7 protein-coding genes are annotated in these 6,651 nt (G+C 34.5%); 6 read left to right on the top strand and 1 reads right to left on the bottom strand.

Annotation, left to right across the window (positions count from 1 at the left end):
- Positions 1-593 precede the first annotated feature (593 nt).
- On the bottom strand, positions 594-1,130 hold the full coding sequence (locus tag CBF37_RS09920; RefSeq protein ID WP_125984599.1) for an HdeD family acid-resistance protein: 537 nt from the start codon (positions 1,128-1,130) through the stop codon (positions 594-596).
- Positions 1,131-2,091: 961 nt separating this feature from the next.
- Here CBF37_RS09920 and rpsF point away from each other — a divergent pair.
- From rpsF to CBF37_RS09890, 6 genes are all read left to right on the top strand, one after another.
- Positions 2,092-2,391: a 30S ribosomal protein S6 gene (gene rpsF, locus CBF37_RS09915; RefSeq protein WP_125984598.1), complete on the top strand. Its 300-nt coding sequence runs from the start codon at positions 2,092-2,094 to the stop codon at positions 2,389-2,391.
- Between the two features lie 43 nt (positions 2,392-2,434).
- Positions 2,435-2,944: a single-stranded DNA-binding protein gene (ssb, locus tag CBF37_RS09910; RefSeq protein WP_125984597.1), complete on the top strand. Its 510-nt coding sequence runs from the start codon at positions 2,435-2,437 to the stop codon at positions 2,942-2,944.
- A 22-nt stretch (positions 2,945-2,966) separates the two neighbouring features.
- A complete protein-coding gene (gene rpsR, locus CBF37_RS09905) occupies positions 2,967-3,206 on the top strand; it encodes a 30S ribosomal protein S18 (RefSeq protein ID WP_125984596.1) in 240 nt (79 codons plus the stop codon).
- 133 nt (positions 3,207-3,339) lie between these two features.
- Entirely contained in the window at positions 3,340-3,792 is a 453-nt protein-coding gene (rplI, locus tag CBF37_RS09900; protein WP_125984595.1) for a 50S ribosomal protein L9, read from the top strand.
- 23 nt (positions 3,793-3,815) lie between these two features.
- Positions 3,816-5,177, top strand: a complete 1,362-nt coding sequence (gene dnaB / locus CBF37_RS09895) for a replicative DNA helicase (RefSeq protein WP_125984594.1) — start codon at positions 3,816-3,818, stop codon at positions 5,175-5,177.
- Positions 5,178-5,297: 120 nt separating this feature from the next.
- The gene (locus CBF37_RS09890; RefSeq protein WP_125984593.1) at positions 5,298-6,590 is read left to right on the top strand and encodes an adenylosuccinate synthase; all 1,293 of its coding nucleotides are present in this window, start codon (positions 5,298-5,300) and stop codon (positions 6,588-6,590) included.
- Positions 6,591-6,651 lie beyond the last annotated feature (61 nt).

Below are 6,651 nucleotides of genomic sequence, written 5' to 3'. Positions count from 1 at the left end.
CTTTTAGGATCAGCGAGTGAATGTGGTGCATAAGGGAGACTTTTTCAGTGAGCCTTTTAGGCTCAGGCCGGCAATAGAGGCTTTCAGCCGAAGAACAAACCTCCAGTTCACACTGGAGGTTTTGATTTTTTGCAAAAAATGAAGTAAATAAATTTTTTAGGTAAAATTAAAGTGACAAAACGCAACTTTAGAATGGAAGGGTTGTGAATAATTAATTTAAAATACAACAGAAAATTTAGAAGATTCTCTTGAAAAATTTTAGATGATTGACATACATAGATAGATTATCGTTGTCGGTGTATTATTGAATAATGAGTTAGTTTCCGATTCGCTTAATGATATTACACCAATTAAACAATTAGTTTACGAATATGAGAGCTTTTAAAACTACAAATATAGAATATACTTAACTTTAAACACAAACAAATAAGCAATAAAACCAACAGGCTTTTATTGCTTAAATAAACTTATCTGTCTGTTTTACACTATTAGACGTAGAATTAGAAAGATGAGGAAAATTAAGATACAGTAAACACTCATCCTATAAATTTGTTTTAGCAGTTTTTTAAGTATAGATTTTTGTTGGAGGGCCACTAATAACTATCATTTGTAAAGGCATGGACAATATATACAATCCCAATCAACATTAAGTAAAATCCAACAATAAAACTTAGCGTCAAAGCAGAAGCGATGGGATCAAAGAATAATGAGATACCTAAGAAGATTCCGACGATGTTAAGAATCAAACAAAGCCAGTAGTAGGCAGTGCTGACACTTTTAGCAATGTCTAAAGAAAATAACCCACTGATAGAATCAACAATAAACCAAATCGCGAAAATAAAAGGTAAAGCAATCATCCCAACTGTAACATTTGTTAAAAGGATAATCCCAAAGACGATATCTAAAATCCCAACAACAAGTAAAACGTTAGGTGTTTTTCCGGTATATTTTTTCAATTTGTTGCGAATTGTAATATCTGATATCCCCTTAATTAAAGCAATAATACCTATAAAAATGGTGATACTGGCAAGACTTCCAGTTGGATCTTTAAACGACATAATGGCTGTCGCAATGAATAAGATACCAACTAGTAAACTGAGCCAGTTGAAAGATTTCGATTGACTAGTCATAATATAAAACCTCCTATTAATATCTACAGTTTTATAGTACCACTTTGTTAGAACATATTGAACTGATAACTATTAAAAGTCTCCTAGGATTGCTTAAGAGTGCCTAATAGGTCGTTTTATTCTTTAATACGTATTACTAGAAATATGCATAAGGGATGGCTATAGTATACTGATAGATAATCAGAGTTAGAGTGAAAAATAAGGGTTACAGCAATCAACTCGGGAATGATGTTAAGAAATAGTCAGGATGTTTGATTAATTTAAATAGTCAATGGACATTTAATACATGACCAGGAATAAAAATTAGTTTAATGATCTAGTGTTTACCACGTGATTTGATGACTATCAATAAGACAAAATAAGAAGCAATCTATAAAATACTTCCAGTCAAACTAAGTTCATCAAAAGATGTTTTCTGAAGAAGCGACTCAAAAGGACAGTATTTTTTATTTTGATTGCTTAAATAAATATTAAAGAAAACGCTTTCTTAAATAGTGTAAATATGCTATAATACGAAGTGTAAGGGATAGAGATCCCCCATAAGATATTTGATATAGATTGCTTTAATAGGAGGCTACGACAAGATACTTATGGATGTATGCACGAAGTAGGAGCGTACTAATGCAGGGAAAGATTTTTTAATGAAGGAGAGTGGGGATGTGCCGTATTCCTTACGTAAAAAGACCTAGTAATCAGTTAACAATGACCTGGACGTTTAATGATGAGAAACCTCGTTCAGTGTTAACGCAATGATTACTAGGCTATTTTTTTACCTTTTTAAATATAAACAAGTGAATAGCGTATATTTTAAATAGTTGGCAAATGATTTAAAAAAATGTAAATAGCTATTGCGTTAGTATAACAAAAACTGTATAATGTTCTAATGTGAGTAGACGGACAAGTTTACTCTCCTTGTTCCTAGTTTCTTAGGAACCTTAAGTCCATAAGGAGGTGAAAATCAATGAATCAGGCAGTAAATTACGAAATCATGTATATTATTCGTCCTAACATTGAAGAAGAAGCAAAAGGTGCTCTTGTAGCTCGTTTTGATGCTATCTTAAAAGATAATGGAGCTGAAGTTTTAGAGTCTAAACAATGGGAAAAACGTCGTTTAGCTTATGAAATTAAAGATTTCCATGAAGGCATCTACCATATCGTAAAAGTTTCTTCTACAAATGCTGACGCACTTAATGAATTTGACCGTTTAGCTAAAATCAATGGCGATATTTTACGTCATATGATCGTTAAAGAAGAAAAATAAAATGTTTCACGTGAAACATTAATTTATGATGGGAGATGTGCAAATGATTAATAATGTGGTATTGGTCGGAAGACTTACTAAAGATCCTGATTTACGTTTTACGTCAAATGGATCAGCTGTTGCATCATTTACATTAGCTGTTAATCGCAACTTTAAAAATCAAAGTGGCGAACGTGAAGCTGATTTTATTAATTGTGTGATTTGGAGAAAACCAGCTGAAACTTTAGCCAATTATGCTCGTAAGGGCACATTGCTAGGTATAGTCGGTCGTGTTCAAACAAGAAATTATGAAAATCAACAAGGTCAACGTGTTTATGTGACAGAAGTAGTATGTGAAAATTTCCAATTATTAGAATCAAAGGGTACGTCTGAACAAAGACAAAACTCAGGAGATTATAATAATAACAATTTTTCTCAAAACCAAAATAATCAATCATTTGGACAACCTTCATTTTCAGGTAAAAATGACATGCCGAATTTTGATCGTGATAGTGATCCTTTCGGAAATTCATCACAGCAGATTGATATTTCGGATGATGATTTACCATTCTAAGATAGAATAGGAGGAGCACAAGATGGCAGCTCAACAAAGAAGAGGCGGAAGAAAACGTCGTAAAGTATGTTATTTTACATCTAATCATATCGAACATATCGATTATAAAGATGTAGATTTATTACAAAGATTTATCTCTGAAAGAGGAAAAATTTTACCACGTCGTGTTACTGGTACAAGCGCTAAATACCAACGACCATTAACAATCGCTATTAAACGCGCTAGAATTATGGGATTACTTCCATTCGTAGGCGAAGAATAGAGAGATTTTAGACATTCATCAATTTTGATGAATGTCTTTTTATATTCTATTGCTTGATTATGAAAAGATGTTTTATCTATGGTAAAATGAGTAGTAGCAATTATGCTTAATATAGATAAGGGAGTGCATATAAATGAAAGTTATTTTCTTACAAGATGTTAAAGGAAAAGGAAACAAAGGTGATGTAAAAGACGTTGCTGTAGGCTACGCACAAAATTTCTTACTAAAAAAAGGTTTAGCTGTTGAAGCAACTCCTCAAGCATTAAGCGAACTACAAGGTAAAAATAAAGCTAAGGCAAGAGAAGAAGCAGAGGAATTACAAGAAGCTGTAAAATTGAAAGATATAATAGAGACTGAAGGATTTGAAGTAACACTTCGTTCAAAAGCTGGTGAAGATGGTCGACTATTTGGTTCGATTCCATCAAAACAAATCGCTGAAGCTTTACTAAAACAACATGACATTAAAGTTGATAAGCGCAAAATGGACTTAAATCAACCTATCAAGTCATTAGGATATACAAATGTTCCTATTAAATTGCATAAGACAGTTGTGGCCAAATTACGTGTCCATGTTGTGACAGAATAAGAAAAAGATAGGAGTTATGTTGAATGGAAATGATTCAACAAGACAGAATGCCACCGCAAAGTATCGAGGCGGAACAAGCTGTATTGGGTTCGGTTTTTTTAGATTCAGATGCGATTGTGGAAGCTATGGAATATATTGATGCACCTGATTTCTATCGTCGTGCGCATCAGTTAGTTTTTCAAATCATGGTGGATCTAAATAACAAAAATGAACCGATTGATGTTGTAACAATCAAAGATGAACTAGAACAAAAAGGACTCATGGAAGATATTGGTGGGATTAGTTATCTTTCCGAGTTAACATTGAGTGTACCGACTGCTGCTAATGTTGGTTATTATGCGAAAATTGTGGAGCAAAAATCCTTACTTCGAAAATTGATTCAAACAGCAACAGAAATTGTGACTAGCGGATTCGAACAAAGTGATGATGTTGAAACAATACTGGATGACGCTGAGCGCAGCATCTTAGAGGTTTCTGAAAAACGGAATCGTAGTGGTTTTTTGGCTATTTCGGATGTTCTGGGAGATTCTATCAGTCAGATTGAAAGATTGGCTCAGCAAGGAGACACCATAACAGGGTTACCAACGGGTTATCATGCTTTAGATAAGATGACTGCTGGTTTGCAGCCTGAAGAGCTGATTATTTTAGCTGCTAGACCAGCAGTGGGTAAGACAGCCTTTGCTCTGAATATTGCTCAAAATGTAGGTACGAAAACAGACAAATCGGTTGCTATCTTTAGTCTAGAAATGAGTGCAGAGTCTTTAGTTAACCGAATGCTCTGCTCAGAGGGACTTGTGGAAGCATCTCATTTAAAAACAGGTCAGTTAACTGATGAAGAATGGGATAACTTAATCGTTGCGATGGGTAGTTTATCTCGTGCTAGTATCTTCATCGATGATACTCCTGGTATTAAAATATCTGAGATTCGTGCGAAATGTCGAAAATTAGCACAAGAACAAGGCAATTTAGGTTTGATATTGATTGACTACTTACAACTAATTGAAGGTAATGGACGAGAAAATCGTCAACAAGAAGTATCTGAAATTTCACGACAGTTAAAGAAGTTGTCTAAAGAACTGCATGTTCCTGTTATCGCATTGTCGCAGCTATCTCGTGGTGTTGAGCAGCGTCAAGATAAGCGGCCTGTATTAAGTGATATTCGCGAATCTGGATCGATCGAGCAAGATGCCGATATTGTTGCCTTTCTTTATCGTGATGATTATTACCAACGCGAAGGCGATGAAGATAATGATGAGCAAGAAGTCAATAATGTTATTGAAGTTATTATCGAAAAAAACCGAAGCGGTGCCCGTGGAACTGTTGAATTGCTGTTTATCAAAGAATATAACAAATTTTCTTCTTTATCAAATCGTGAAGAGTTTTAATGTTCGTGTTTTAGCTTTGAATATATTTTTAAAGTTATTAAAGTTCGAAAATAGTTGAATGAAGTGGTGTTTACTGTTAAAATAGTTAGGTAATAGATATCATAGAAATGGAGTGTTCATATGTCATCAGTAGTAGTTGTTGGAACACAATGGGGCGATGAAGGTAAAGGTAAGATTACCGATTTCTTAAGCGAAAATGCAGAAGTTATTGCTCGCTATCAAGGTGGAGATAATGCAGGTCATACCATTCAATTTGACGGAGTAACTTACAAATTGCATTTAATTCCTTCTGGGATTTTTTATAAAGAAAAAATTAGTGTTATTGGTAATGGAGTTGTTGTTAACCCTAAATCATTGACAAGAGAGTTAGCTTATCTAGCTGATCATGGTATTCACACAGATAATTTGCGTATTTCTGATCGCGCGCATGTCATTTTACCTTACCACATTAAATTAGACCAATTGCAAGAAGATGCAAAAGGTGAGAATAAGATTGGAACGACAATTAAAGGAATTGGCCCGGCATATATGGATAAGGCTGCTCGTGTGGGTATTCGTATTGCTGATTTATTGGATAAAGAAATTTTTGCCGAACGGTTAAAAATTAATTTAGAAGATAAAAATCGTCAATTCGTTAAAATGTATGACAGTGAACCTTTATTATTTGATGATATCTTTGAAGAGTATTATGCTTATGGACAAGAAATTAAAAAATATGTCACAGATACCTCAGTCATCTTAAATGATGCTTTAGATAATGGAAAACGAGTGTTGTTTGAAGGTGCTCAAGGCGTTATGCTTGATATTGATCAAGGAACATATCCGTTTGTAACTTCTTCTAATCCAGTAGCCGGTGGTGTCACAATCGGAAGTGGTGTTGGACCTTCAAAAATTAATCGTGTAGTTGGGGTATGTAAAGCATATACATCACGTGTTGGCGATGGCCCGTTTCCTACTGAATTATTTGATGAAACAGGCAACCAAATTCGCGAGGTTGGTCGTGAATATGGTACAACAACTGGACGTCCGCGTCGTGTCGGTTGGTTTGATACTGTCGTGATGCGTCATTCTAAACGCGTTTCTGGTATTACTAATTTATCGCTAAATTCTATCGATGTCTTAACTGGATTACCTACTGTTAAGATATGTACCGCGTATGAATTAGATGGTCAAGAAATTTACCATTATCCAGCAAGTTTAAAAGAGTTGTCACGCTGTAAACCAGTATATGAAGAGCTGCCTGGCTGGTCAGAAGATATAACCCAATGTAAAACATTGGCAGAATTACCTGAAAATGCACGCAACTATGTTCATCGTATTTCTGAATTAGTTGGTGTCCGTATTTCAACATTCTCTGTTGGACCTGATCGTACACAAACAAATGTCTTAGAAAGTGTTTGGGCACAAATATAACGAACAAATAAAAAAGAAGAGTTGTCAAACTCTTCTTTTTTTGATATAAACAAAGAAAGGA

It is taken from the genome of Vagococcus vulneris (assembly GCF_003950515.1).
In the GTDB taxonomy this organism is placed as follows: domain Bacteria; phylum Bacillota; class Bacilli; order Lactobacillales; family Vagococcaceae; genus Vagococcus; species Vagococcus vulneris.
This window is presented reverse-complemented; position numbering and strand designations above follow the sequence as displayed.

Excerpts from the sequence above, each read along its gene's own strand:
- CBF37_RS09920 (WP_125984599.1), bottom strand. The coding sequence starts at position 1,130 with ATGACTAGTCAATCGAAATCTTTCAACTGGCTCAGTTTACTAGTTGGT.
- rpsF (WP_125984598.1), top strand. The coding sequence starts at position 2,092 with ATGAATCAGGCAGTAAATTACGAAATCATGTATATTATTCGTCCTAAC.
- ssb (WP_125984597.1), top strand. The coding sequence starts at position 2,435 with ATGATTAATAATGTGGTATTGGTCGGAAGACTTACTAAAGATCCTGAT.
- rpsR (WP_125984596.1), top strand. The coding sequence starts at position 2,967 with ATGGCAGCTCAACAAAGAAGAGGCGGAAGAAAACGTCGTAAAGTATGT.
- rplI (WP_125984595.1), top strand. The coding sequence starts at position 3,340 with ATGAAAGTTATTTTCTTACAAGATGTTAAAGGAAAAGGAAACAAAGGT.
- dnaB (WP_125984594.1), top strand. The coding sequence starts at position 3,816 with ATGGAAATGATTCAACAAGACAGAATGCCACCGCAAAGTATCGAGGCG.
- CBF37_RS09890 (WP_125984593.1), top strand. The coding sequence starts at position 5,298 with ATGTCATCAGTAGTAGTTGTTGGAACACAATGGGGCGATGAAGGTAAA.